The sequence below is a fragment of the Streptosporangium sp. NPDC050284 genome (assembly GCF_044459525.1).
Lineage (GTDB): Bacteria > Actinomycetota > Actinomycetes > Streptosporangiales > Streptosporangiaceae > Streptosporangium.
This window is the reverse complement of sequence record NZ_JBITIZ010000026.1, coordinates 1-22957: the sequence shown is the minus strand read 5'-3', so window position 1 is coordinate 22957 and position 22957 is coordinate 1. Positions and strand designations below refer to the sequence as shown.

Genomic DNA, 22957 nt, shown 5'->3' with positions numbered 1-22957 from the left:
CAACGTTCGGAGACGGGCCGCTAGGACTTGCCCGTCGACGTCGGGGTGGGCGTCGGCGGGCAGGGGACGGGGGCGATGATGATCTCCACCGGCTTGGACGGGTCCCACATCGTGTCCGCGCCGGGGAGGGACTCGACCACCTCGGTGCAGTGCTCGGGTTTGACGTCGGCGCTGTAGGTGCGCTTCACCTTGAAGCCCGCCTGTTTGAGCGTCGCCTCCGCCGCCTCCGGCTTCATGCCGACGGTGCCGGGCACCCTCTTCTTCGGCAGCGGCGTCGGGCTCGGGGTCGGTGTGGGGGTGGGAGTCGGTTTCGGCGTCTTCGTCACCGTCGGGGTGGGGGTCGGCGTCCCCTCGTCCTCCTCGGCGGGCTTCGGGCTGGGCCGCCTGGTCGTCCGCGTCACCGTCGGGGTGGGCGAGGGCGTCCTGCGGGTCTTCACCGCCGACGGCTTCGTCTCGTCGACGGTGGGCGTGGCCACCGGCGGCTGCCCCAGGGAATTCGCGGCCTCCTTGGAGGCCGCCATCCCATTGATCGCCACCGCGACGAGACCCGCGCACATCACGACCGCGACCGCCGACGACGCGACCAGCACACTCCTGCTCCTCGGCTTCTGCGCGCCGCGGCGCCCGCGACCCTGCGCGACCGCCTCAGATCCCACCGTCGGCGAGGTGGAGTGCTGCGCGCTCCCCTGCCAACTACCGGTCGGAGGCTGGGCGCCCTGCCAGTTTCCCGCAGGGGCCTGGGCTCCCTGCCAACCTGTCTGCGGAGCGGCCGGTCCCTGCCCCTGCCCCTGCCAGCCGGTCTGTTCCTGCGGGCCGCCCTGGGGGGCCTGGGTCTGCCAGCCGGTCTCCGGCGGCCCCGCCTGCCGCGCGGACGCCGACAGCGTGTCGCCGCCCTCCGCACCGAAGGCGGCCTGTCTGGCGGCGGCGCTCATCGCCGCGGCGCTGGGGAAGCGCCGGGCCGGATCCTTGGCGAGGGAGCGCTCCACAAGTGCCCTCACCGCGGGCGGAACGTCCGGCGGCAGCGGCGGCGGCGTCTCGCGGATGTGCTTGAGCGCGATCGTGACGGGCGTGTCGCCGTCGAACGGACGCTGCCCGGCCAGGCACTCGTACGCCACCACGCCCAGCGCGTAGATGTCGACGGCCGGTGTCACGGGTGCGCCCTCGGCCTGCTCGGGCGCGCAGTAGGCGGCGGTGCCGAGCACCATGCCCGCGTCCGTCAGCCGGCTGGCGGAGTCGGACCTGGCGATGCCGAAGTCGGTGAGCACGAGCGTGCCGTCCGACCGCACCAGCAGGTTGCCCGGTTTGATGTCCCGGTGGACGATGCCCTGGTCGTGGACCGCCTGCAGTGCCGAGGCCGCCTGGGCGATGAGATCCATCGCGGCCCCGGGGGCGATGCGCCGCAGCCGCCCGAGCAGGCGGTCGAGCGGCTCGCCGTCGACGAACTTCATCACCAGGTATGCCGTCGCCCCCGCGCCGGGCACCTCGTGAACCCCGTAGTCGTACACGTCGACGACCCCGGGGTGGTTGATCGTCGCCATCGCCCTGGCCTCGCCCTGGAAGCGAACCAGGAAGCCCGGGTCGTCGGTACGGCCGGGAAGCAGCACCTTCACGGCGACGGTGCGAGCCAGGACGATGTCCTCGCCCTTCCACACCTCGCCCATACCGCCGGCCCCAATGCGGGTGCTTAGGCGATACCGCCCCGCCAGCGTCGTGCCTTGGGCCACCATGGCTCCCCCGTAACCCTCTTCACTCCTACCTCAGAGCTCTCCAACAAAGCGGATCCGCGTCGCGGCACCATCACGGCGCTGTAACGAAACCCTGCATGCCGCATGGCTCACAAACGAGATGCGTGCCGTAGCATCGCACAAAACCCGGCACTTTTAGGTGTACTTATCCACCTTGCAGGCTCTTGCGCCCAAAGCCACCCGAAAATCACAGAGGAAACAATCAACGCGGGCGCCACGGCGTCACCCCAAGACATCCGGGACGAACTCCGCAAAATCCTACAAGGCTCGGCAAAGAACATGTGAGTCGGGGTGAAGCCGAGCGGCGTCAACCGCTCGTGGTGCCGTGTTCGGCGCAGCGCGCGGACCAGCCGCCGGGGGTCACCTGCACCACCATCCGGCGGCGGCAGCGAGAACAGTAGCGGGGTGGCTCCATCGCGCGGGCCGACAGACACGCGGCGTGGTCGGCCTCGCCCTCCGGGCGCCCGCAGTGATCGCAGTACGAGGTCACGAGACCAGACCCTATGCTGACGCGCATGACGCTCGCTCCCGGTCTGCAGGCACGGCTGCTCATCATGGTGGAAACCGAGGACACCGCGACAAAGGTCGGCAGCGGTGACGTCCCAGTACTCGCCACCCCCCGCCTGCTCGCCCTCGCCGAGCGGGCCACCGTCCAGGCGGTCGCGGGTGACCTGGCCCCGGGCCAGACCTCCGTCGGCACCCGCGTCTTTCTGGAGCACCTGGAGGCCAGCCCGGTCGGCACGCATGTCGAGATCACCGTCGAGCTCACCGAGGTCGACGGGCGCCGCCTGGTCTTCGGCTTCACCGCCCGCGACCGGACGTCCGTCGTCGCCTCGGGAACGATCGAGCGCGTGGTCGTCGACCGTGAGCGCTTCCTCGCCCGGCTCGCCCGCGACGGCGGGACTACTCGATAACGGCGATCAGGTCGCCCTCCTGGATGACGTCGCCCTCGGCGACCTTCAGCTGGGAGATCACGCCACCGTCCTCCGTCAGGACCGGGATCTCCATCTTCATCGACTCAAGGATGACCAGGGTGTCACCGTCCTCGACGGGGTCACCCTCGGACACGAGGACCTTCCAGACATTCGCCACCATCTCAGCGCGGATCTCGGCCACCGGAAACTCCCATCGTTCAACGTCTCTCAACTGTGTCAGAAAAAGCTGATCACGCCCGCCTAGGAGGGCACCAGTCCCGAGTCGTAGTTTCCGTCGACGAACTCCTGCCGCTCCAGCGGCCCGGCGGGTCACTCCTCGTGTCCCGCACGCGGAAACGCGCCACGGCCTCGCGGGCGCCCGCGTCGACGTGGCCCCGCGCGAGTGCCTCGTCGGTCTTCCGTGGCGAACGACGGGCCTGCGTCCAGCGAGGTCTAGAGCCGGTGGATCGGAGCCAGCCTGTCGATCACACGGGCCATCGCCTCGACGACCGTCGGGTCATACTCCTGCCCCACCCCCAGACGGAGCCGTTCGAGGGCGGCGCCCGCCCGGTCGCGGTCGCTGGAACCGCCGACGAGGTCGTCGTAGGCGTTGGCCGTCTTGATGATGCGGCTCGCCATCGGAGACGCCTCCGCGCAGGTGTCGCACTGGCGGCGGACGATCTCGGCCACCCGGTCGAGCACCCCGGTCTGCCTGATCACCTCCGCTCCCAGCTCGGCGATGCGCCGCGCCTGCTCGGGGTCGGTGAGGACCGTCGCACCGCCGGGAATGGGATCGCGCAGCGACAGCTGGCCGATGTCGTGCATGAGCGCGGCGTACTCGAGCTCCAGCAGCTCGGGCTCCGCCATGCCGAGCTCCCGCCCCACCGCCACCGCCAGACGGCTCACCCGGCGGGAGTGCCCCGGCTCGACGTACCCGCCGACCTCGGTGACCCGTGACAGCGCCCGTACGGTCTGCAGGTAGGTGGCCCTGATCCCGGCGTACTTGCGGAAGGCGACCTGGGTGACGAGCAGCGGCGCCGCGAAGACCAGCAGCGCGGTCATGCCCATGCTGTGCGAGGCGAGCGCGAGCAGGATGCCGGAGGCGGCGACGGCCGCTCCCAGCGGCGCGGCCATCCGCAGCTCGTCGCGGACCGCCACCTTGAAGGCGGCACGCACCTGCTCGGCCCGCAGCATGGCGGCGAGCAGCACGTCGACCATCACCATGAGCAGGATGAGCAGGGCCATCACGCCGAGCGCGGGCCACCAACCGCTCTCCCCTCCCCCCGCGAGGTCGGACAGCGGCCCCGCCAGCGGCCGGTAGGCCAGCGCCAGCAGAGCACCGGTGAAGAGCCTGCGCGCCATCCCGTCCAGCTGGGGCGGGCGACCCACCGCGAGGTGCGGCAGCGCCCCCGCCACCATGCCGACCGACAGCACCGCGACGACCTGCAACGCCGAATGCCGGGTGGGGACACCCCCCATGTCCAGCAGGAGCGTGTAACCGAGCGCGGCCGCCGCGCCGATCGGGGCCACCTCCCTGTTGCCGGGCATGGTGAGCCTGACCAGCTCGCCGATCGCGATCAGCGCGCCGAAGGCGACGGCGAGCTGAGGGTCGAGCAGGCCGGTCGCGGCCGTGTGCGCCACCCCGGCCACCGCCACGAGTCCCGCCGCGCAGATCAGCAGGAGCTGGCCCGAGTCGAGCGTCCGGAGAACGCGGCCGGCGCCGGAGCCGTTCATCGCTCGGACACCACCGTTCATCGCTCGGACACCACCTGGATGGGCATGGTCGGGTCGTCGTGGTCCTTCGCGGTCGTCTCCGTCACGTCGGCCGGGGGCGTGACGACCGTGCGCGGCGGCTCCCAGCCGTGACGGTCGACGGCCTTGACGAACGCCACCACCATCACCGGGTCGAACTGGGTGCCGGCGCCCTTGCGCAGCTCGGTCATCGCCACCTCGCGCGAGCGGGCGTTGCGATAGGAGCGGTCGGAGGTCATCGAGTCGAAGGCGTCGGCCACCGCGATGATCCTGGCGAACTCCGGGATCTCGTCGCCCGCCAGCCCCATCGGGTAGCCCTTGCCGTCCTGCCGCTCGTGGTGGTGCATGATCCCGGCGAACGCCTCGTCCAGGAAGTCGATGCCGCGCACGATCTCCAGCCCGCGCATCGGATGGAGCTGGATGGCCGCGAACTCCTCCTCGCTGAGCGGGCCGTCCTTCTGCAGCACCTTGGTCGGCACGCCCAGCTTGCCCACGTCGTGGAGCATCCCCGCGTAACGGATCGCGCGCAACCGCTCCGATCCCATGCCGATCTCCTCGGCGATCATGCCTGCGGCCTTGGAGACGCGGGTGCAGTGGCCACGCGTGTAGTAGTCCTTGGTCTCCACGGCCTGGCAGAGCGCGGCGATCGTCGCGTCGTAGGAGCGCTGCTGCGCGAGATACTGGCCGAAGGCCCAGCGGGCCACGAAGAGCGGGAGCAGCACGAGCACCGCGGATATCGAGTTGACCGTGGCCCACAATCCGGCGATCAGCAGGCCGAAGGTGGCGTAGCCGAAGTAGGAGACCATGAACTGTGCCACGTCCCGCCGCGGCACCTGGTCGGCCTGACCGGTGAGCTTCAGCACGAGCGCGATCAGCACGAAGTTGAGGGGCACGAAGACGGCCGCCGCGCCCGCGAACGGCACGATGATGTCGTCGAACTCGGCGACGGTCGGCACCCCCGACCTGCCGCCGAGCCACACGTAGACCCGGCCGGCGACGTAACCGCAGATGGCGAACTGGGCACTGTTGAACAGCCGCTTCACCAGTGGCAGGCCGGGCCGCACGCTGAACATCGCCGTCATGCCGACCAGCGCCGCTCCCTCCGGGCCGAGCAGCACCACCGCGGCGAGCACGGCGGAGAAGCTGACCGACACCGCGGCCTGCCGGACGTGCAGCAGGGTGGGCACCGACTCGCACACCAGGAACAGCAGGGCCAGGACCATGAGGTTGGACCAGTCGAGCAGATCCAGCCCGCCGTCCGAGACCACGTTGTATCCGAGCAGCGCGAACGCGGCTCCGATGACAAGGATCAGATAGACCTTGGCAAACCACGGCAGTCCACGCAAAGCGGCCACCTTAGGGTTCCTAAAGGGCGCGTGCTCAGGTCCAGGAAATCCCAGGAAAGACTGAGGTGACCGTTTCCTTCAACATGCGCTGCCTCCACGTTGATTTCGCACCCAGGCTATCGAAGCGAACCTGATCAGGAGGGCGAGACGGCCAATCGCAAGCAAAGCGTAATCAAGCAATCACTGTAGGCCATGAATATCCGGAGTATCGGGTTCCGGAGCCGCGCCGGTGATCGCGCCGCCCACACGGGCGGGCACGCGGGACCCTTCGCGTCACGGGCTCGCGAGCCTGCTCCTCGCCCAGTCGACGGTGCTCTTCAGACCCACGGCCAGCTCCGTCTGGGGACGCCAGCCGAGCCCCTCGAACGCGGGGGCCGGGTCGACGGCCATCGCGGGGAGGTCGCCCAGGCGCGCCGGGGCCTCGCCCGGCTCGTCGGCGACACCCGCCGCCTCCGCGATCAGGGAGTGCAGCCTCCGGTCCGTGGTCTGGACTCCGGTGCCCAGGTTGAACCGGCCGCCGCCGCCCTCGGTGCCGCAGGCGCGGGCGAAGCCGTCCACCACGTCGTCGATGAAGATGTAGTCGCGGGTCTGAGTGCCGTCGCCGTACACCACCGTGGGGGTGCCGTTGAGCAGCGCGTCGGTGAAGATGGCGACCACCCCCGCCTCGCCGTCGGGCGACTGGCGCGGGCCGTAGACGTTGGAGAGCACCAGGGTGGTGTAGTCGATGCCGTGGAGCGCCTTGAACGTGGCCAGGTAGGTCTCCGCGCTCAGCTTGGAGGCCGCGTACGGGGAACGCGGGTCGGTCGCCGCGCCGCCGGGGACCGGGATGACCGCCGGCCTGCCGTAGACCGCGACCGAGGAGGCGAAGACGACCTTGCGGGCGCCTCCGCGGTGGGCGGCCGTCAGGACCGACGCGGTGCCCTCGACGTTGAGCCGGGCGTCATGGACCGGGTCGGCGACGCTCTTGCGCACGCTGATCTGCGCGGCGAGGTGGCAGACGACCTCGGGCCTCCACTCGGCGGCGAGGCCGATCAGGGCCGGGTCGCGGATGTCCATCATGTGCAGGGCGAACAGGGGATTCCTCGCGGCGCCGACCAGGTTGCCGCGGTCGCCGCCCGACAGGTCGTCCACGACCGCCACTTCGTGCCCGTCGGCCAGCAGCCGGTCGACGAGGGTGGATCCGATGAAACCCGCCCCGCCGGTCACGAGTATGCGCATGGTGAACCCCCATTGTCGTATGGCCAAGGCCGTACGACAGATCCTAGGAGGTCAGCGAGCCAGTTCGGAGCGCACCTGGTCGATACGGCTGAGCACCTTCGCCCTCAGGTCGGCCGAGACCTGGTCGCAACCGCAGTGTTTGGCGACGAGCTGCTTGACGACCTGCTCCAGGCCGTACTCCTCCAGGCAGGGGTGGCACTCGTCCAGATGCACGCGGATCTCGGCGCAGTTGCTCTCGTCGAGCTCACCGTCGAGGTAGGTGTAGACCTTGTCCAGGACCTCGCGGCAGTCGGTGTCGTGGTGGTCGCCGCAGCTCACGCGATCACCCCGCCCTTGGCCGAGAGGCCCGTGCCGACGGGTTCGTCGTTCCTGTCTCGCGCACTCACTTCGCACCTTCCGCGGGAACCAGGCCACGCTCGCGGGCGTAGTCCTCAAGTTGGGTCCGCAACTGGCGGCGGCCACGGTGCAGCCGCGACATCACGGTCCCGATGGGGGTCCCCATGATGTCGGCGATCTCCTTGTACGGGAAGCCCTCGACGTCGGCGAGGTAGACCGCGATGCGGAACTCCTCGGGAAGCGCGGCCAGCGCCTGCTTCACGTCGGTGTCGGGGAGGTGCTCAAGCGCCTCGATCTCCGCCGACTTCAGCCCCGCCGAGGTGTGCGACTCGGCCCTGGCGAGCTGCCAGTCCTCGATCTCCTCGGCGCCCGACTGCTTGGGCTCCCGCTGCTTCTTGCGGTAATTGTTGATGAAAGTGTTCGTCAGGATCCGGTAAAGCCACGCCTTGAGGTTCGTGCCTTGCTGGAACTGGTGGAAGGACGCGAAGGCCTTCGCGAAGGTCTCCTGAAGAAGGTCCTCGGCGTCCGCGGGGTTCCGGGTCATCCGAAGCGCGGCGGAGTAAAGCTGGTCGAGATAGGGCATGACATCCCGCTCGAACCGTGTGCTCCGCTGCTCCAGAGTCTCCTCGTCTGTCGCAGGGACCTGACCCACCCCCTTAAGATCGCCGGAGTCCTGCTGACGCGGGACACCGTACTGAGCGGAGAATACCCGCTCGACGGGGATAGACCGATCACCGGGGCGGGTGACGGGTTCGATCAAGGCGAGCATCTGCTTGCCAACCTCCGAAAGGATCGTGCGTTGTCCGCTTGCAACACACCCGCACCGCCATCTGTTCCCGCAAGATAGAAGGTGACGAACGACCCGGTACGGGGAAAAAGAAGATACGTACCGGCAGGTAGTTGAAAGACCACCGGATCCTCCCGACGCCAGGAGCTGCTTGTGCTGCCCATCCCGGCCGAAGAGCTGAACGGCTCAGGTGCGCTCGGGCCGTACTGGACCTTTTACCACGCGGTCGTGACCGAGCAACTGAGCCGATGGCTGCCGGAAAAACCGTCCACCGTCCTCGACATGTCCTGTGGGGACGGCCGCTGGGGTGTCCAGGCGGCGAAGTCGGGGCATCGGGTGGTCGAGGTGGTCGACTTCCGCAGGCCCGCGGACGGCCAGCCGCCGCACGACATCTCCAGGGTGAGCCAGGTGCGTGCCGACGACCTGCGCTTCCTGCCCGACAGCAGCGTGGACGCCGTGCTCGCCGAGGAGCGCGCGATGTCGGTGGAGCTCATGGCCGAGTCCGCGGTCGACGACATCGCCCGGGTCCTGCGTCCCGGCGGCCGTGCCCTGGTCTGCGTCGACTCCCTGGTGCTGGGGATGGCGATCCTCGCCGAGCAGAACTACTGGGCCCATCTGCGCCAGACCGGCGAGGTCATGCTCGTGCCCTGGCCCGACGGCAGCATCACCCGCTGCTTCAGCAGCGCACAGCTCCGCGAGCTGCTCACCGACGCCGGGCTGGAGGTCGAGTGGGTACGGCCCCGCACGGTGCTGTCCCCCTCGACGGTCGACCACGTGCTCGCCTCCGACTCCAGCGCGCTCACCTGGCTGGTCAACACCGAGCTGGACACCCATCCGGACGACGACGACACGGTGGGCATCCACCTGGTGGCCAGCGCCCGGCGCCCCTAGCGGGGATCCGTCTAGCCCTCCTTCAGGGGCTCGACGAGCTCGGGGCTGTTGTTCCGCACCGAGTTCACGGCGGTGGAGACCGGGTGGATCTCCAGGCCCGTGGAGCCCGCCGGGATCAGGAACCCCTTCGCGTCGGGCACCCCCGGGTCGAGCCACTCGCCCCAGCGGTCGCGCTCGATCAGCATCGGCATGCGGTCGTGGACCCTGCCCGCCTCGTCCACGGCGTCGGTCGTGATGATGGTGCAGGTCACCAGCCACGAGAGCGGGTCGTCGTCGGCGCGGCCCCGGTCCCGCCAGAACTCGTACAGTCCCGCCATCGCCATCACGCCGCCGTCGGCGGGGCGGACGAAGTAGGGCTGCTTCTTCGGCTTCCCCTTGGCGTCCTTCTCGTCCAGCACGGCCCACTCGTAGTAACCGTCCGCGGGGATGAGGCACCTGCGCTCGGCGAACGCCTTGCGGTAGGCGGGCTTCTCGGCCACCGTCTCCACCCGCGCGTTGATCATCTTGGATCCGATGGACGGGTCCTTCGCCCAGGCGGGGACGAGTCCCCAGCGGACCACGCGGAGCTGCCGGATCGGCCGGTCACCCGGCGCCGACTTCGGCACCCGGCTCATCACCGCGTACACCGGTTTCGTGGGCGCGACGTTGTAGTCGGGCCCGAGTTCCTCGTCGGCCGCTCCGTCGAGCTCGACCTGGAACTCCTCCAGCAACTCCTGCTTGCCCCGCGCAGACGCGTATCTCCCGCACATACCTCCACTTTGCCACGCCGCGACACGCCGGGACGTTCCCGACCCCGTTTTCCGATCTTGTCGCCCTCCGGCCCGCCCCCACCCGAGCCCGGCCGTCCCTCCGTCCCCGTCGTCCCTGTCGTCCCTGTCGTCCCCATCGTCCCATCCGTCCCCACGGCACGCACGGGCGGCGCGAGGCGGGCACCGGTAGGCTTTTGCCCATGTCCGCTCCGCTGTGGCCCGCGCCGACCGCGACCGAACCCGTCCGCGCGACCGTCCCCCTGCCCGGCTCGAAGTCCGTGACCAACCGTGCGCTCCTGCTCGCCGCGCTGGCCGACGGACCGGGAACGGTACGCCTGGCGCTGCGCAGCCGCGACGCCGACCTGATGGCGAACGCGCTGCGGACGCTGGGCGCGACGATGGTCCCCTCCAACGAGAGCGCCTCCAGCGTCGACTGGGCGATCACGCCCGGCCCCGTCACCGGTGGTGCCCGTATCGACGTGGGGCTGGCCGGCACGGTCATGCGCTTCGTGCCGCCGATGGCGGCGCTCGCCGAGGGCGAGGTCTTCTTCGACGGCGACCCGCACGCCCGCAAGCGCCCGATGGGCCCGATCCTACGCGCGCTGCGCGCCCTCGGCGCCGAGGTGACGGGCGACGCGCTGCCGTTCACCGTACGAGGACCGCTGGCGGGCGGCGAGGTGAGGCTCGATGCCTCGGGCTCGTCGCAGTTCCTCTCCGGCCTGCTGCTCGCGGGGGCGCGCTTCGAGAAGGGCGTGACGGTGCGCCACGAGGGCCCGCCGATCCCCTCTCAGCCGCACATCCAGATGACCGTCCAGATGCTCAGGGAGTTCGGCGTCGTGGTGGACGACTCCGAGCCCGACGTCTGGCGGGTCGAGTCCGGCCCCATCGGGGCGCGGGACTTCACCGTGGAGCCCGACCTGTCCAACGCGGCGCCCTTCCTGTGCGCCGCCATGGTGACCGGCGGCACGGTCACCATCCCCGCATGGCCCGCACGGACGACCCAGCCTGGCGACCAGCTTCGTACGCTGCTGGCGGACATGGGCGCCTCGGTGGAGCACACGCCCGAGGGACTGTCGGTCACCGGCACCGGGCGGATCGTCGGCATCGAGGCCGACCTGCGCGACGTGTCCGAGCTCACCCCGACGATCGCCGCGCTCGCCACCCTGGCGAGCTCACCCAGCAGGATCGGCGGCGTCGCCCACATCCGTGGGCACGAGACCGACCGGCTCGCCGCCCTCGTCGCCGAGATCAACGGCCTCGGCGGTGACGCGAACGAGACCGAGGACGGTCTGGAGATCAGGCCCCGCCCGCTCACCGGCGGGGTGTTCCACTCCTACGCCGACCACCGGATGGCGACCGCCGGAGCGGTGATCGGGCTGGCCGTGCCGGGCGTCGAGGTGGAGGACATCGCCACCACGGGTAAAACCCTTCCCGAGTTCGCCGCCATGTGGGCGGATATGCTGCGCGGCGCGCGGTGAGGGGCGAGCGGCCGGTAGGCCCCGCGGTCCTCCTCGGGGACGCGCCGGGCCGGAGAAGGCGGAGAAACTGAGAAAGCGCGAGTACGACGAGGACGACGTCAGGGTCAGGCCGGGAAAGGGATCCCGGCCCCGGACCCGGATTCGCCCTGCCCACGAGGACGCGGTCGCGGCGTTCGTGGTCGCCGTCGACCGCGGGCGCTACACGTGCCTGGTCGAGTCGGCGGGTGAGAAGGGCCGCCGCCGTAAGAAGGACCAGGCCGAGGGCGCCGCGATGAGCGGCAGGGTCGTGGTCGCCATGAAGGCGCGCGAGCTCGGCCGCAAGGGCATCGTGGTCGGCGACCGGGTGGCCCTGGTGGGCGACGTCTCCGGCATGGCCGACACGCTCGCCCGCGTCGTGCGGGTGGAGCCCCGCGCCTCCATGCTGCGCCGCTCGGCGGACGACACCGACGACACCGACGGCATCGAGCGTCCGGTGGTCGCCAACGCCGACCAGCTCGTCATCGTGACGGCCCTGGCCGATCCGCCGCCCAGGCCCCGCATGATCGACCGGATGCTGGTCGCGGCCTTCGACGCCGACATCGATCCGCTGCTCTGCCTCACCAAGTCCGACCTCGCCGCACCCGACGAGCTCGTCTCGCTGTACGACCCCCTCGGGGTCCCGTACGTGGTGGTCCAGAAGGGCGGTGGCCTGGAAGAGGTGCGAGAGCGTCTGAAGGGCCGGATCAGCGTGCTCGTCGGCCATTCGGGGGTGGGCAAGTCGACGCTGGTCAACGCCCTGGTCCCGGACGCCAACCGGGCCGTCTCACACGTGAACGCGGTGACCGGCCGGGGCCGTCACACCTCCACCTCGGCCGTCGCCCTGGAGCTGCCGGAGGGCGGCTGGATCATCGACACCCCCGGGGTGCGCAGCTTCGGGCTCGCCCATGTCTCGGTGGAGACGGTCCTGGCGGGCTTCCCTGACCTGGTCGAGGGCACCGTCCAGTGCCCGAAGGGCTGCAACCACCTCTCCGACGAGTGCGCTCTGGACGCCTGGGTGGCGGCCGGGCACGCCGACCCGGTCCGGCTCGCCTCCCTGCGCCGCCTGCTCGCCAGCCGCGAGGGCTCCTCCGACGACGACCAGTCCTGAGGACGCGCCGGTGACCGCCCCGGGAGGCGAGGCGGACCGGCGACGAGCGTGCGCCGCGACGTCAAGGGGTGCGACGCGTCAGTGGTTCAACCGGAAGGCCCAGGCGACGGTCATCTCGGACACGAGGGTGCCGTCGGCGGTCCTGATCTCGACGGCGACGTCGAACTCGGGGCGCTCCCCCGCGTCCAGTGTGGCCACGACCTCCTCGCGGGACGCCCGGAGGCGGGCCTCAGCGACGACCTCGCCCTTCGCGAGCTTGAGGTAGCGGATCGCCGCGCTCTTGGCCAGCGGGGTGGCCCGTGACAACTGGTCGCCGAAGGTGGAGAGCATCGCGGCGCCGGAGGCCGTCTCCGCGACGCTGAACAGGGCTCCGGCGTGCGGACCTCCCACGTGGTTGTGCAGCTCCGCCCGGTCCGCCATGCGGGCGACGGCGAAGCCCGGTTCCACCTTGTCGAACGAGATGCCCAGCGTCCTGGCGAACGGGACGCTCTGCAGCATGAAGTCACCCACGTCAAAGGTCATACCGGAATGCTACTCGCGAGTAACACCGATGCCAACGGATGTTTCACGTGGTATCCCGGCCTGGTAGGACGCGACACGATTGTTCCGCTTGCTCCCCGATCTCCGCCATTCGGCCGTCGACACGATAGCGTTGACGCCCGTGACGGGTTACAACGACGATCTTCGCCTCGCGCACGTCATGGCCGACGCGGCCGACGATCTGACCATGCGCCGGTTCAAGTCCATGGATCTGCGCGTGGAGACCAAACCCGACCTCACACCGGTGAGTGACGCCGACCAGGCAGCGGAGGAGGCGATCCGCGCCGCCCTCGGCCGGGCCCGGCCGCGCGACGCCGTCATCGGCGAGGAGTTCGGCGCGAGCGGCCACGGAGAGCGCTCCTGGATCATCGATCCGATCGACGGCACCAAGAACTACGTGCGCGGAGTGCCCGTCTGGGCCACGCTCATCGCCCTGATGGACCGGGGCCGCGTCGTCGTGGGCCTCGTCTCCGCCCCCGCGCTCGGCCGCCGCTGGTGGGCGGCCCGCGACAGCGGCGCCTGGACCGGCAAGAGCCTCACCAAGGCCACCAAGTGCCAGGTCTCCTCCGTCACCCAGTTGGAGGACGCCTCGTTCTCCTACTCCAGCATCGGCGGCTGGGAGGAGGCCGGGAAGCTCGACGCGTTCCTCGACCTGAACCGTTCCGTCTGGCGTAGCCGCGCCTACGGCGACTTCTGGTCACACATGCTGGTCGCCGAGGGCGCGGTCGACGTGTCGGCGGAGCCGGAACTCTCCCGCTGGGACATCGCGGCGCTGACCGTGATCGTCGAGGAGGCGGGCGGCATCTGGACCGACCTGTCCGGCGTTCCCGACGTCGACGGCGGCAGCCTGTTGTGCAGCAACGGCTCCCTGCACGGCGAGGTCCTCAAGCGCCTCGGCGACGGGCCGCTCACCCTCCCCGCCTAGCGGTTCGCCCCCTCTCACCCTCCCCGCCCAGCGGTTCGTCCCCCTCCCCGCCGACCGTCCTCTGGCGAGGGGCGCGGGGGGCGCCCACCCGCTCGCAGGGCCGCCGCCTCTCCGATCGGGAGCGTGCACCCGCGGTTCCGTTCAAGCGCCGCGTCGCGGATCCGGCCGCGTTACCTTCCGCCGGATGTCGGGAAGATGAACAAAGCGGCAAGTCCGGAAGATCCCGGCCTGAGCCGGGAACGTTCCCGCGACGCGGCCTCCTCGCCGGGGCACGCCCGGACCTGGGAGTCCCCGACGCCCCGCTCACCGGGCGTACGGGAGCGGAAACCGAGATCGAACTCCCGTCGACGCACCGGTATTCACATCCGTGGGCCTACCTCTTCCGGCCCCGGTCATGGCTCGTTTCATCTCCGTTCACTTTGCCCCACTTTTATCGAAGTCATCGAGAACGGATCTCACTACGGAGAAGGAACATACCGTGACCAGTGGACAGCGCCGCCTCAGCGCGGTGGCGACGGCCGCGCTCGTCGTATCGCTCGCGGCCGCGTGTGGTGGCGACGCCAAGCCCAACAGTGACGGCAGCACCACCGCCGCCACCAGCGCCTCCTCTGCCGACGCCGGGGCCGGTGCGGCCCTGAGCGGCGAGGTCAAGATCGATGGCTCCAGCACCGTGGCCCCCCTCACCCAGGCGGCCTCCGAGCTCTTCGGCGAGGAGCAGCCGCAGGTGAAGGTGCCGGTCGGCACCTCGGGCACCGGCGGCGGCTTCGAGAAGTTCTGCGCCGGCGAGACGGACATCTCGAACGCCTCTCGTGCGATCAAGGACGAGGAGAAGGCCGCCTGCGAGGCGAAGGGCATCAACTTCACCGAGCTCACGGTGGCCGTCGACGCGCTGACCGTGGTGGTTCCCAAGGAGAACGACTGGGCCACCTGCCTCACCACCGACCAGCTCAAGAAGATCTGGGAGCCGGCCGCCGAGGGCAAGGTCCAGACCTGGAAGGACGTCGACGCCAAGTTCCCGGCCGAGCCGCTCAAGCTCTACGGCCCCGGCACCGACTCCGGCACCTTCGACTACTTCACCGACGAGATCAACGGTGAGGAGGGCGCGAGCCGCAAGGACTACAGCCCGAGCGAGAACGACAACGACATCGTCACCGGTGTCGCCGGCGCCAAGGGTGGCCTGGGCTACTTCGGCTTCACCTACTTCGAGGAGAACGCCGACAAGCTGAAGGCCGTGGAGATCGACTCCGGCGAGGGCTGCGTGGCCCCGAGCGTCGAGTCGGCCCAGGGCGGCAAGTACACCCCGCTCGCCCGCCCGCTGTTCGTCTACCCCTCCGCCACCGCGGTGAAGCGGCCCGAGGTCGCGGCCTTCCTCGACTTCTACGCGGCCAACATCCACGCGATCGCCACGGACGCGAAGTTCATCCCGCTCAACGCCGAGCAGGAGGCCAAGCTCAAGGCTGACATCACCACGCTGAAGAGCGCCGGCTGATGTCGGCTCAGCACCGCACGACCGTTCCAGGGACCCCGGTGTCCCTGGCGCGGTCGCGCCCGCGTTACGGCGAGTCCGTCATCAAGGTCATTCTCCTGGCCGCGGCGATGGTGTCGGTGGCGACCACGATCGGCATCGTCCTCGCGCTCCTCGAACCGACCATCGAGTTCTTCGCTTCGGTGAGCTTCGGGGAGTTCTTCGGCTCCACCGACTGGGGTCCGCTGTTCAACCCGCCGGCGTTCGGCGTGTGGCCGCTCATCGTCGCCACCGTGGAGATCACCCTGATCGCCGTCGTGGTCGCCGTCCCGCTCGGACTGGCCTCCGCGATCTACCTGTCGGAGTACGCCTCCCACAGGACCCGCAAGATCTTCAAGCCGGTGCTCGAGGTCCTCGCGGGCGTCCCGACGGTGGTCTTCGGCTTCTTCGCCCTCACCTTCGTCACCCCGCTGCTGAGGGACCTCTTCCCCTTTCTGGAACTGGACGGCAAGAACGCGCTCGCCGCAGGCCTCCTGGTCGGCGTGATGATCATTCCGATCGTCGCGTCGCTGTCCGAGGACGCGATGGCCGCGGTGCCGAACGGTCTGCGCGAGGGCTCCTACGCCCTCGGTGCCTCCAAGATGCTCACCTCGGTGCGCGTCGTCGTCCCCGCCGCGTTCTCCGGCATCGTCGCCGCCGTCATCCTGGCGATCTCCCGGGCCGCGGGCGAGACGATGATCGTCGCGATCGCCGGCGGTTTCAAATCCGTCTTCACGCTCTACCCGGGCGATGAGATGTCCACGATGGCGGCCTTCATCGCCCAGGCCGGCTCCGGTGACGCCTCGGTCGGCTCGATCGCCTACAAGACCATCTTCGCGGTGGGTTCCCTGCTCTTCGTGATCACCTTCGCGATGAACTACCTCAGCGCCCGCATGGTCCAGAAGTATCGCGAGGTCTACGACTGATGGCCATCCTCTCCACCCCACGCTCGGCCGTACAGCTGGCGAGCAAGGGGCGCCCCCTCAAGGAACACCTCTTCCGCATCGCGCTGCTGGCCAGCCTCGCGATCGCCCTCCTGTTCCTGGTCATGCTGCTGGTATACGTCGTCGAGGAGGGCTGGCCGCGGCTCAACTCGATGCTGTGGGAGAACCAGCCCTCGATCCGCCGCCCGGAGACCTCCGGTATCCAGTCGGGCATCTTCGGCACCCTGTGGATCATCGGGCTCACCGCGCTCATGGCCCTGCCCACCGGCATCCTCGCGGCGATCTACCTTGAGGAGTACGCCGACAGGACCAAGTGGTACAACAAGCTGATCGAGCTGAACATCTCCAACCTGGCGGCCGTTCCCTCGATCGTCTACGGCATCCTCGGACTGGGCATCATCGCCCGCTGGATGCAGTTCGGCTTCACCGTCATGACCGGCGCGGTCACGATCTCGCTGCTCGTACTGCCCATCGTGATCATCTCCGCCCGCGAGGCGATCCGCGCGGTGCCGCCGTCGATCCGCGAGGGCTCGCTCGCACTGGGCGCCACCCAGTGGCAGACCATCTATCGGCAGGTGCTCCCGGCATCCATCCCGGGCATCGCGACGGGCTCGATCCTGGCACTCTCCCGCGCGATCGGCGAGGCCGCCCCGTTCCTGATGCTCGGTGCCGCGACGCTCGTCCGGTTCAACCCCGAGGGCGTCTGGAGCAGCTTCACCGTCCTGCCGCTGCAGATCTACAGCTTCATCAGCCGCCCCCAGGAGGAGTTCGCCATTCTCGCCGCGGCGGCGATCGTGATCCTGCTGGCGATCCTGCTCCTGATGAACTCCGTCGCCATCTGGCTCCGTAACCGCTATCAGAAGCGCTGGTGAGGTAAGAGATGTCCGAGATTGGAATTTCCGTGCCGAACGTGAACGTGCGCGGACCCGAAGTCCCCCGCACCATCGAAGCCCTCGACCCGGTCTTCACCGTCTCCGACCTCAGCGTCTTCTACGGCGACTACGAGGCGGTGCGCGGGGTCAACCTGACCATCGGCAACCGCGAGATCACGGCCATGATCGGCCCCTCCGGCTGCGGCAAGAGCACCGTGCTCCGCTGCTTCAACCGGATGAACGACCTGATCCCCGGCGCCCGCGCGGTCGGCGAGATCCGGTACCACGACGAGAACCTGTACGGCGACCACGTGGACCCGATCGAGGTCCGCCGCCGGATCGGCATGGTCTTCCAGAAGCCGAACCCCTTCCCCAAGTCGATCTACGACAACATCGCCTACGGTCCGCGGGTCAACGGGACCAGGGGCAACATGGACGAGATCGTCGAGGAGGCGCTCACCAAGGCCGCGCTCTGGGACGAGGTCAAGGACAAGATCAAGCAGAACGCGCTCTCCCTGTCCGGCGGACAGCAGCAGCGCCTGTGCATCGCGCGGGCGATCGCGGTGAAGCCCGACGTCATCCTGATGGACGAGCCCTGCTCGGCCCTGGACCCGATCGCGACCACCAAGATCGAAGACCTGATGCAGGAGCTGACGCGCGACTACACGATCGTCATCGTCACCCACAACATGCAGCAGGCCGCCCGCGTCTCGGACCGCACGGCCTTCTTCACCGCCGAGGTGGACGAGGACGGAGTGCGACACGGCCGTCTGGTGGAGTTCGACGAGACGAGCCGCATCTTCACCAATCCCAGCGACAAGCGGACCGAGGATTACATCACCGGCCGCTTCGGCTAACCCCACATTGGAGGATCCTGGTGATCCAGCCGCAGACGGCACCAGAGGTGGACGGGGACACACGGACGGCGCCCATGCTGCTGGTGGCCGATCCCGAGGCGGCCATGGTCCACGACCTGGCCACGGCCCTGGAACGCGAAGGCTTGCAGGTCATGGGCGTCACCGACGGCGCCCAGGCCCTGTTGCAGGCCGGAGCGCTGCGCCCCGACGTCGTTCTCGTCAGCGCCTCGCTGCCGGTCATAGGGGCGGTGGAGTTCGTCCGCGCGGTACGGCTGACGCGGGCGATCCCCGTCCTGCTGGGCGTGGGCGACGGTCACGCCCAGCAGGCCGTCCAGGCGCTGGCGGCCGGAGCCACCGCGTGCGTGGCCCGGCCCTACCGGGTGCCCGAACTGCTTCCCCTGATCCACTCCGCCTTCAACGGCGAGTCCGGGACCCGCAGGGCACTCGCGGTCGGCAGGGTGGAACTCGACGTCAACGCCTACCAGGTCAAGGTCGACGGCAGGATCGTCCACCTGCCGCTGCGCGAGTTCGAGTTGCTGCACTACCTGATGCGCAACGCGCACCGCACGGTGACGCGGGAGCAGATCATGCGGCACGTCTGGCACTCCACCGACACGACCTCGACCAACACCATCGCGGTGCACGTCAAGCGCCTCCGCGCCCGCCTGGGCGACACCGACGACCGGCTGATCCAGACCGTGCGAGGAGTGGGATACCGGCTGGTCGACAGGACGACGTAACGCCTGCCTCCCGCGGGTCGCGAAGGCGCTCGGCTCAGTTCGCGGCCGCCTCGCAACCGAGCCCGCCCCTGAAGGCGGCCATGAGGCGCTCGGCCACGCCCTCGACCCTTGCGATGCCCGTCTCCATGCTCGGGCTGTCATCGGTGAGGACGGCCACCGCGTAGTCGTGCCCGTGCCCGCGGATCAGCCCGGCGCTCGCGACCGCCCAGCGCCCGTTCGCCGCGTGCCGCAGCCAGCCGTTCTTCAGTGACACCTGGTCGCCCTCGCACGCCCCCGCGCTGATCCCCCACCTCTGCTCGGGCGTCACCCTTTTCATCAGTCCGAGCGCCCTGCGGCGTTCCGCGGGAGCCAGCGGACTCTTACCGGTGGCCAGAGCCCTGACCAGCCGGATCTGGTCCTCCGCGGTGGTCTGCGCGACGCCCCAGCAGTACTGGGCCGCGCACCCCCCGCTGGGGGTGTAGGTACGTTTGAGACCGAGCCTGCGGTTCGCACCGGCAAGGCCGGACTCCAGCCCGATCCGTTCGTACAGCCGGTCGGCCGCCTCGTTGTCGCTGAAGCGGATCATGTTTCTCGCGTCGGACCTGGCCCGCTCACCGAGCCGATGCCAGCGCGTCCCGAGCAGTAGTGCGGTCAGGATGCTCACCTTGGAGGTGTTGGCCGACGGCAGCTGCAGGGCCTGATGGTAGTGGTAGCGCCGGCCGGTGCCCAGGTCGCTCACCGAGGCGGCGGTTCTGCCGCCGTACCCGGCGAGATACACGTCGAGGCTCCGGCCGAGCTCCTTGGGGAGGATCCTCGGTGAGCGGGCGGCGCGTACCCGTCCTGAGTCGTGAGCTGCCCCGGCGCCGGGGAAGACGGGCGCCGGGACCACGGCCAGGAACGGCACGGCAGGAGGGCTCGGCGACGGCGCGACAGGGGCGGCCTGCCGCGCGGGGGAGGGCAGCGGCATGCTCACCGGTGTCAGGCCCTGGCACGTGCTGCAGGCGGCGGCCTGCGTGGTGACCAGCAGGACAGCGGCTGCGGCCACCCGTTTCCTTACTCCCATCCTCCACCCCAACCGTCTCCCCCATTACATGACGATCGGGATATATCCCACTACACATAGCAATAAGACGATCAAGCGAAATCTAGTCTGAAACAGGGCGTGCGCTATAGAACATCCCGCCGGACCGATGCCCGCTCTTAGCGAACGTCCGCGATTAGCCGGGTGATGACCTCGTCATCGCAGGTCGCCCAGAAGTCCCCGACGACGTCCTCAAGATGCTCCAGCGACTCCGCCCGGAAGAGTACGTCCTGATATTTCGTGATGTCGTAGTGCGTAGTGCCCATGGCGGCGATGTCCAGCGGGCGGATGTCCATCCCCCGGAACTCCTCGATCTCCCCGTACGAGGACAGGATGCCCGCGCCGTACGCCCGCAGCTCGCCCTGGTCCGTCATCACGCCGAACTCCATCGTGAACCAGAAGATCTTCGAGATGAACTCCAGCGCCCCCTTGCTCTCGACCCGCCGGGCCGCCGCTCCCGCCAGGCGGTAGAGCCGCGAGTAGCGGTCGGAGGCCAGCGCGTTGGCGTGCCCGATCACCTCGTGGATCACGTCGGGCTCCGGCGTGTACAGCGGCGTGGAGTGGTGCCGGATGTACTGCGTGGAGTGGAAGAGCCCGTCCGCCAGGACACCGTAGAAATCCCTGAGCGGCACCAACCCGGCGGCCGGGACGTAGCGGAACCCGGTCAGCGGTTCCAGCAGCTCGCTCACCTCCTGGAGCTGCGGGATGCGCTCGGCGGGCAGCCCGAGCCGATCGGCCGCGCGCAAATACTCGACGGTCGCGTACTTGTGGTGTTTCAGGCCCAGCTCCCGGCTGACCAGGGCCCACACCTCGTGCTCCTGGTCGGTGTACTCGGCTGTCGGGATGGGCGTACCCGGCACGTACTCCATGGCGAGCGCGGCGATCGCGTTGCGGCGCGCGCGGTAGACCGGATCGGCGAAACCGGGATGACCGGTGCCGAGCTCGACCTCGATCGAGCCGTCGTCACGGGTCGCCACCGGTGCGAAGTACTGCGCTTCCTCGAACATAAATGAAATGACAGCAATATCCGGAAACGTTGGCAAGAGCAGCCAGTTGTACTGGGCGATCCGCACAGAAACGTACCGTGGCACCTCGTCTATGCTGGTCGAATCGCCCAATCTCACGAGGACCCGAGGAGATGTCGATCGACGAGCTGGACGGCCGCCTCCTGGTCACCATGCGCGCCAACCCGCGCATCGGCCTGACCGAGCTGGCCCGCCTGCTCGGCGTGGCCCGGGGCACCGTGCAGGCCCGCGTCGAGAAGCTGATCGCCCGCGGTGTCATCGCCGACTTCGGCCCCACCGTCACCCCCGAGGGCGCCGGATACCCGATCCTCGCGTTCGTCTCACTGCAGATCGCCCAGGGGCGCCTGGACGAGGCCGTCCAGGCCCTGGAATCACTTCCCGAGATCCTGGAGGTGTACGGCACGAGCGGCCAGGCCGACCTGCTCTGCCGGGTGGTCGCCCGCAGCACCCCCGACCTCCAGGAGATCATCGCCCGCATCCTGGCCTCGCCCGCGGTCCAGCGGACGGACACCACGATCGCCCTCTCCATCCAGGTCCCCTACCGGATCGAGCCCCTGCTCCGCGCCGCCTCCGGCGCCTGAGGCCGCTCGCTCTCCCCTCCTGCGACTTTGCTTCAGCCGAGGACGTCCGCGACGTCGTAGATGCCGTGAGCTCGCGCCCGCGATCCCCTCTGCGGCCCTACTTCCCCTCGGTGGGCCGGGAGATGGGTCATCGGCGGGCCTCAGGCGTCCGTAGACCGGCGAAGACGATGGCCAGCGTGCGACGCCTCAGGTCGTCGTCCCAGCCCGCGTGGAGTGCCCCCTGACATATGCCGGTCAGCAGGGCGATCACCTCGTCGAGACGGACGTCCTCACGAACCGTACCGGCCTCCTGGGAGCGGACCAGAAGCGTCTCGATCCCGTCGCGCAACACCCGCACCGAACTCGCGACCTGGAGGTCGACACCTGTCTCGGCCAGGAGGCCGACGACCGTCCTCTTCCGCGCCGCCTGCTCGACCATACGGGCGACGAAGGTGAACAGCGCTTCCCCAGGAGCGTCATCGTCGGCGAGCACGGCCATCTCCCCGTCCAACCTGCTCAAGAGGCCTTTCATGATGGCCTGAAGCAGAGCCTGCTTCGTCGGGAAGTGCTTGAAGACCGTGCCGATGGCCACCCCCGCACGGGCGGCGACCTCCTCGGTCGACGCGGAGGTGCCCTTCTCGGCGAAGACGGCCTCGGCGGCGGCGAGGATGCGGTCGCGGTTGCGCTGGGCGTCCGCACGCAACGGCCTGGCGCCACCGGACGCACCCGTCTCACCCGCCGAAGGATTCGTGGTGGTCATCCAGCCAGTCTTCCTTGTCCTCGCCCCTGCCGCCTGCCCGTCTCGATGTTCGCCCCCTGCCGGCTCTGCTCGTGCCCACGAAGTGCGGCGTCCTCGCGCGCGAGGTACGACGTTGACAAAGTGAGTCACCACTCATGATTATAAAGATGAGTTTCCACTCACCTTAGTGGCCACAACGGCCGTCACGAAGGGATTCACCATGACCGAATCCACCCTCGCTCCTGGTCCCCGCGAGATCTTCGAGCGCGTGCGGCGACACTGGCTGGAGAACCTCGGCGGCTTCGGGAACGAACTGGCCGAGAACGCCGTCGTCGAAATTCCCTTCGCGCCACCTGGCATGGCCAGGCGACACGAGGGGAAGGAGGCGTTCCTGCTCTTCTCCGGCCCTGAACAGGCCGCCTTCGCCAACCGGTTCGCCTTGGACGAGGTCCGCGACGTGGTCGTTCACGAGACCACCGACCCCGAGGTCATCGTCGTCGAGTACGAGCTCGCCGGCAGGGTCCTCGCCACCGGCCGGCAGGCGTCTTCCCCCTTCATCGGGGTTCTCAGGGTGCGGAACGGGAAAATCGTCAACTGGAGGGAATACCAGAACACCCTGGCCATGATCGAGATCATTGGACAGCCACAGCGAACCTGACGGTCACCTCCGGTAACACCCGTGAAGCGAAAAGGGCTTCCGTCTCACGGCGAGCCCCTTCCCCTCACAAAGGCCCGGGAGCTCCCCTGGAGCCCTTGCCCCTACGCGCCTGCCGGCCCGGAACGCGGAGGCTCGGGAGCCCTGGCCTTCAACGCCTGGAAGTCCGGAACACCGCCAGAGCGCCGCCGGGA

At 69.4% G+C, this 22957-nt stretch carries 25 protein-coding genes; 12 read left to right on the top strand and 13 right to left on the bottom strand.

Going from position 1 to position 22957, the window contains the following annotated elements; translation table 11 throughout:
• Positions 1–20 precede the first annotated feature (20 nt).
• Entirely contained in the window at positions 21–1727 is a 1707-nt protein-coding gene (locus tag ACIBH4_RS36870) for a protein kinase (RefSeq protein ID WP_362521379.1), read from the bottom strand.
• Between the two features lie 325 nt (positions 1728–2052).
• Positions 2053–2262: a hypothetical protein gene (locus ACIBH4_RS36865; RefSeq protein WP_362521376.1), complete on the bottom strand. Its 210-nt coding sequence runs from the start codon at positions 2260–2262 to the stop codon at positions 2053–2055.
• Here ACIBH4_RS36865 and ACIBH4_RS36860 point away from each other — a divergent pair.
• On the top strand, positions 2261–2659 hold the full coding sequence (locus ACIBH4_RS36860) for a thioesterase (protein ID WP_362521373.1): 399 nt from the start codon (positions 2261–2263) through the stop codon (positions 2657–2659). The genes ACIBH4_RS36865 and ACIBH4_RS36860 overlap by 2 nt on opposite strands.
• Here the strand turns inward: ACIBH4_RS36860 and ACIBH4_RS36855 are convergent.
• The 6 genes from ACIBH4_RS36855 to ACIBH4_RS36830 form a co-directional block, all read right to left on the bottom strand.
• On the bottom strand, positions 2649–2861 hold the full coding sequence (locus ACIBH4_RS36855) for a biotin/lipoyl-binding carrier protein (RefSeq protein WP_362521370.1): 213 nt from the start codon (positions 2859–2861) through the stop codon (positions 2649–2651). The two genes, ACIBH4_RS36860 and ACIBH4_RS36855, sit on opposite strands and share 11 nt — an antisense overlap.
• Before the next feature lie 251 nt (positions 2862–3112).
• On the bottom strand, positions 3113–4414 hold the full coding sequence (locus ACIBH4_RS36850) for an HD domain-containing phosphohydrolase (protein ID WP_362521367.1): 1302 nt from the start codon (positions 4412–4414) through the stop codon (positions 3113–3115).
• Positions 4411–5766 (bottom strand): HD-GYP domain-containing protein, encoded by a 1356-nt coding sequence (locus tag ACIBH4_RS36845; protein WP_362521364.1) that lies wholly within the window; start codon positions 5764–5766, stop codon positions 4411–4413. Before ACIBH4_RS36845 ends, ACIBH4_RS36850 begins: the two co-directional genes overlap by 4 nt.
• 264 nt (positions 5767–6030) lie before the next feature.
• Complete coding sequence (locus ACIBH4_RS36840; RefSeq protein ID WP_362521358.1) at positions 6031–6975, bottom strand: NAD-dependent epimerase/dehydratase family protein; 945 nt, start codon at positions 6973–6975, stop codon at positions 6031–6033.
• A gap of 51 nt (positions 6976–7026) precedes the next feature.
• On the bottom strand, positions 7027–7293 hold the full coding sequence (gene rsrA / locus ACIBH4_RS36835) for a mycothiol system anti-sigma-R factor (RefSeq protein ID WP_350949785.1): 267 nt from the start codon (positions 7291–7293) through the stop codon (positions 7027–7029).
• Between the two features lie 64 nt (positions 7294–7357).
• A complete protein-coding gene (locus ACIBH4_RS36830; RefSeq protein ID WP_386206211.1) occupies positions 7358–7894 on the bottom strand; it encodes a sigma-70 family RNA polymerase sigma factor in 537 nt (178 codons plus the stop codon).
• Between the two features lie 357 nt (positions 7895–8251).
• Here ACIBH4_RS36830 and ACIBH4_RS36825 point away from each other — a divergent pair, with 357 nt between their 5' ends.
• Positions 8252–8989, top strand: a complete 738-nt coding sequence (locus ACIBH4_RS36825; protein ID WP_362521350.1) for a methyltransferase domain-containing protein — start codon at positions 8252–8254, stop codon at positions 8987–8989.
• 11 nt (positions 8990–9000) lie between these two features.
• Here ACIBH4_RS36825 and ACIBH4_RS36820 read toward each other — a convergent pair whose 3' ends face one another.
• On the bottom strand, positions 9001–9738 hold the full coding sequence (locus tag ACIBH4_RS36820) for an SOS response-associated peptidase (protein WP_362769009.1): 738 nt from the start codon (positions 9736–9738) through the stop codon (positions 9001–9003).
• A 200-nt stretch (positions 9739–9938) separates the two neighbouring features.
• Between ACIBH4_RS36820 and aroA the strand changes: the two genes are divergently transcribed.
• Both aroA and rsgA read left to right on the top strand, forming a co-directional pair.
• Positions 9939–11216: a 3-phosphoshikimate 1-carboxyvinyltransferase gene (aroA, locus tag ACIBH4_RS36815; protein ID WP_362521340.1), complete on the top strand. Its 1278-nt coding sequence runs from the start codon at positions 9939–9941 to the stop codon at positions 11214–11216.
• 67 nt (positions 11217–11283) lie between these two features.
• A complete protein-coding gene (gene rsgA, locus ACIBH4_RS36810) occupies positions 11284–12342 on the top strand; it encodes a ribosome small subunit-dependent GTPase A (protein ID WP_362521490.1) in 1059 nt (352 codons plus the stop codon).
• A 78-nt stretch (positions 12343–12420) separates the two neighbouring features.
• Here the strand turns inward: rsgA and ACIBH4_RS36805 are convergent, their stop codons facing one another.
• A complete protein-coding gene (locus tag ACIBH4_RS36805; protein WP_362521333.1) occupies positions 12421–12864 on the bottom strand; it encodes a DUF4442 domain-containing protein in 444 nt (147 codons plus the stop codon).
• A 139-nt stretch (positions 12865–13003) separates the two neighbouring features.
• On the opposite strand from ACIBH4_RS36805, the gene hisN reads away from it, so the two are divergent.
• The 6 genes from hisN to ACIBH4_RS36775 all read left to right on the top strand — a co-directional run bounded on the left by hisN (position 13004) and on the right by ACIBH4_RS36775 (position 18724).
• On the top strand, positions 13004–13807 hold the full coding sequence (gene hisN / locus ACIBH4_RS36800; RefSeq protein WP_362521330.1) for a histidinol-phosphatase: 804 nt from the start codon (positions 13004–13006) through the stop codon (positions 13805–13807).
• A 478-nt stretch (positions 13808–14285) separates the two neighbouring features.
• Positions 14286–15296 carry a PstS family phosphate ABC transporter substrate-binding protein gene (locus tag ACIBH4_RS36795; RefSeq protein WP_362521323.1) on the top strand — a complete coding sequence of 337 codons (1011 nt, stop codon included), beginning with the start codon at positions 14286–14288 and terminating at the stop codon, positions 15294–15296.
• On the top strand, positions 15296–16237 hold the full coding sequence (pstC, locus tag ACIBH4_RS36790) for a phosphate ABC transporter permease subunit PstC (RefSeq protein ID WP_362769006.1): 942 nt from the start codon (positions 15296–15298) through the stop codon (positions 16235–16237). Before ACIBH4_RS36795 ends, pstC begins: the two co-directional genes overlap by 1 nt.
• Complete coding sequence (gene pstA, locus ACIBH4_RS36785; RefSeq protein WP_362521312.1) at positions 16237–17127, top strand: phosphate ABC transporter permease PstA; 891 nt, start codon at positions 16237–16239, stop codon at positions 17125–17127. Before pstC ends, pstA begins: the two co-directional genes overlap by 1 nt.
• A gap of 38 nt (positions 17128–17165) precedes the next feature.
• Positions 17166–17984, top strand: coding sequence for a phosphate ABC transporter ATP-binding protein PstB (gene pstB / locus ACIBH4_RS36780; protein ID WP_399173688.1), 819 nt, complete (start codon positions 17166–17168; stop codon positions 17982–17984).
• Between the two features lie 20 nt (positions 17985–18004).
• On the top strand, positions 18005–18724 hold the full coding sequence (locus ACIBH4_RS36775; protein WP_362521309.1) for a response regulator transcription factor: 720 nt from the start codon (positions 18005–18007) through the stop codon (positions 18722–18724).
• A 34-nt stretch (positions 18725–18758) separates the two neighbouring features.
• On the opposite strand, the gene ACIBH4_RS36770 is transcribed toward ACIBH4_RS36775, so the two are convergent.
• Both ACIBH4_RS36770 and ACIBH4_RS36765 read right to left on the bottom strand, forming a co-directional pair.
• Positions 18759–19748, bottom strand: coding sequence for a serine hydrolase (locus tag ACIBH4_RS36770; protein WP_362769003.1), 990 nt, complete (start codon positions 19746–19748; stop codon positions 18759–18761).
• Between the two features lie 155 nt (positions 19749–19903).
• Entirely contained in the window at positions 19904–20791 is an 888-nt protein-coding gene (locus ACIBH4_RS36765; RefSeq protein WP_362521301.1) for a phenylalanine 4-monooxygenase, read from the bottom strand.
• Between the two features lie 131 nt (positions 20792–20922).
• On the opposite strand from ACIBH4_RS36765, the gene ACIBH4_RS36760 reads away from it, so the two are divergent.
• Positions 20923–21390, top strand: coding sequence for an Lrp/AsnC family transcriptional regulator (locus tag ACIBH4_RS36760; RefSeq protein WP_362521293.1), 468 nt, complete (start codon positions 20923–20925; stop codon positions 21388–21390).
• Between the two features lie 127 nt (positions 21391–21517).
• On the opposite strand, the gene ACIBH4_RS36755 is transcribed toward ACIBH4_RS36760, so the two are convergent.
• Positions 21518–22129, bottom strand: coding sequence for a TetR/AcrR family transcriptional regulator (locus tag ACIBH4_RS36755; RefSeq protein ID WP_362521290.1), 612 nt, complete (start codon positions 22127–22129; stop codon positions 21518–21520).
• Positions 22130–22328: 199 nt separating this feature from the next.
• On the opposite strand from ACIBH4_RS36755, the gene ACIBH4_RS36750 reads away from it, so the two are divergent.
• Positions 22329–22766, top strand: coding sequence for a nuclear transport factor 2 family protein (locus ACIBH4_RS36750; protein WP_362769000.1), 438 nt, complete (start codon positions 22329–22331; stop codon positions 22764–22766).
• Positions 22767–22957 lie beyond the last annotated feature (191 nt).

What these genes read in the sequence shown, in the direction of transcription:
- ACIBH4_RS36750 (WP_362769000.1), top strand. Translation starts at nt 22,329, where the DNA reads ATGACCGAATCCACCCTCGCTCCTGGTCCCCGCGAGATCTTCGAGCGC.
- ACIBH4_RS36765 (WP_362521301.1), bottom strand. Translation starts at nt 20,791, where the DNA reads ATGTTCGAGGAAGCGCAGTACTTCGCACCGGTGGCGACCCGTGACGAC.
- ACIBH4_RS36830 (WP_386206211.1), bottom strand. Translation starts at nt 7,894, where the DNA reads ATGCCCTATCTCGACCAGCTTTACTCCGCCGCGCTTCGGATGACCCGG.
- ACIBH4_RS36840 (WP_362521358.1), bottom strand. Translation starts at nt 6,975, where the DNA reads ATGCGCATACTCGTGACCGGCGGGGCGGGTTTCATCGGATCCACCCTC.
- ACIBH4_RS36805 (WP_362521333.1), bottom strand. Translation starts at nt 12,864, where the DNA reads ATGACCTTTGACGTGGGTGACTTCATGCTGCAGAGCGTCCCGTTCGCC.
- pstC (WP_362769006.1), top strand. Translation starts at nt 15,296, where the DNA reads ATGTCGGCTCAGCACCGCACGACCGTTCCAGGGACCCCGGTGTCCCTG.
- ACIBH4_RS36850 (WP_362521367.1), bottom strand. Translation starts at nt 4,414, where the DNA reads ATGAACGGTGGTGTCCGAGCGATGAACGGCTCCGGCGCCGGCCGCGTT.
- ACIBH4_RS36865 (WP_362521376.1), bottom strand. Translation starts at nt 2,262, where the DNA reads ATGCGCGTCAGCATAGGGTCTGGTCTCGTGACCTCGTACTGCGATCAC.
- ACIBH4_RS36820 (WP_362769009.1), bottom strand. Translation starts at nt 9,738, where the DNA reads ATGTGCGGGAGATACGCGTCTGCGCGGGGCAAGCAGGAGTTGCTGGAG.
- ACIBH4_RS36760 (WP_362521293.1), top strand. Translation starts at nt 20,923, where the DNA reads ATGTCGATCGACGAGCTGGACGGCCGCCTCCTGGTCACCATGCGCGCC.
- pstA (WP_362521312.1), top strand. Translation starts at nt 16,237, where the DNA reads ATGGCCATCCTCTCCACCCCACGCTCGGCCGTACAGCTGGCGAGCAAG.
- aroA (WP_362521340.1), top strand. Translation starts at nt 9,939, where the DNA reads ATGTCCGCTCCGCTGTGGCCCGCGCCGACCGCGACCGAACCCGTCCGC.
- ACIBH4_RS36755 (WP_362521290.1), bottom strand. Translation starts at nt 22,129, where the DNA reads ATGACCACCACGAATCCTTCGGCGGGTGAGACGGGTGCGTCCGGTGGC.
- ACIBH4_RS36860 (WP_362521373.1), top strand. Translation starts at nt 2,261, where the DNA reads ATGACGCTCGCTCCCGGTCTGCAGGCACGGCTGCTCATCATGGTGGAA.
- ACIBH4_RS36870 (WP_362521379.1), bottom strand. Translation starts at nt 1,727, where the DNA reads ATGGTGGCCCAAGGCACGACGCTGGCGGGGCGGTATCGCCTAAGCACC.